The organism is Actinoallomurus iriomotensis, assembly GCF_030269445.1.
GTDB lineage: Bacteria > Actinomycetota > Actinomycetes > Streptosporangiales > Streptosporangiaceae > Actinoallomurus > Actinoallomurus iriomotensis.
This window is the reverse complement of sequence record NZ_BSTJ01000033.1, coordinates 1-1060: the sequence shown is the minus strand read 5'-3', so window position 1 is coordinate 1060 and position 1060 is coordinate 1. Positions and strand designations below refer to the sequence as shown.

The 1060-nt window shown below is 66.9% G+C and carries 1 protein-coding gene; it reads right to left on the bottom strand.

Annotated features, from left to right (window positions below; genetic code table 11):
• On the bottom strand, positions 1-949 hold a 949-nt coding region (locus tag QSK37_RS51280), incomplete at its 3' end, for an IS481 family transposase (RefSeq protein WP_285637438.1).
• Positions 950-1060 lie beyond the last annotated feature (111 nt).

Here is a 1060-nt window from a genome sequence, read left to right as displayed (position 1 = left end):
TGTTCTGTCCCGTGAGGTTGGGGATGCGGCTGGCGGGTGGTCGGCCTCCTAGCGCGGTGTGTGCGCGGTGGTGATTGTAGGTGTGCAGCCACTCGGGGAAGGCTTGGCGTCGTTCGGTCTCTGACCGGTAGGGGCGGGCGTAGGCCCATTCCTCCAGCAGGGTGCGGTTGAAGCGTTCGACTTTGCCGTTGGTTTGTGGCCGGTAGGGGCGGGTTCGCTTGTGGGTGATGCCGGTCGCGGCCAGCGCGTCGCGCCAGGGGTGGGATTTGTAGCAGGCGCCGTTATCAGTGATCACACGGTGGACCGTGATGCCGCAGGAGGCGAAGTAGGCCTGGGCGCGGGCCCAGAATCCGGCAGCGGTGTGTTTGGTCTCGTCGTGCAGGATCTCGCTGTAGGCCAGGCGGGAGTGGTCATCGACGGCGGTGTGGATGTAGCTGTAGCCGGCCCCGGAACGGGTTTTGCGTCCGGCCGGGCGGCCGATCGCCCGATGCCCGCCGCCGTCGGGGATGTTGCCGAGCTTCTTGATGTCGACGTGGACCAGGTCACCGGGTTGGGCGTGTTCGTAGCGGCGGATCACCCGCCCGGTCGCGCGGTCCATCCAGCTCAGCCGGTTGAGCCGGTAGCGGACCAGGATCCGGTGCACGGTGGCGGGGTTCAGCCGCAACAAGGCGGCGATTCGCGCTGGTCCCCACCGGCGTGATACCCGGACTTTGATGATCCGTCGTTCGGTGCGGGTGGGGGTGCGCCGCGGGCTGGTGTGCGGGCGGCTGGAGCGATCGACCATCCCGGTCTGTCCCTGGGCGCGGTAGCGGTCGGCCCACCGTTTGGCGGTCGTGGGTGAGACCTGGAATCGTTCGGCGGCCCGTTGATAAGGCCAGCCGTCATCGACGACACAGCGGGCCAGGCGAAGACGCCCGGTCTCACTCAGGGGTGCGTTACGGTGCGGCATGGGGGCCTTTCTGGTCGATGTAGATGTCGCAATCCACACCGAGCCAGAAGGCCCTCACCTATTTCAAGATCATCCACCCGTGTCGCCGTACCAACCTCCGTGGTCAGTACA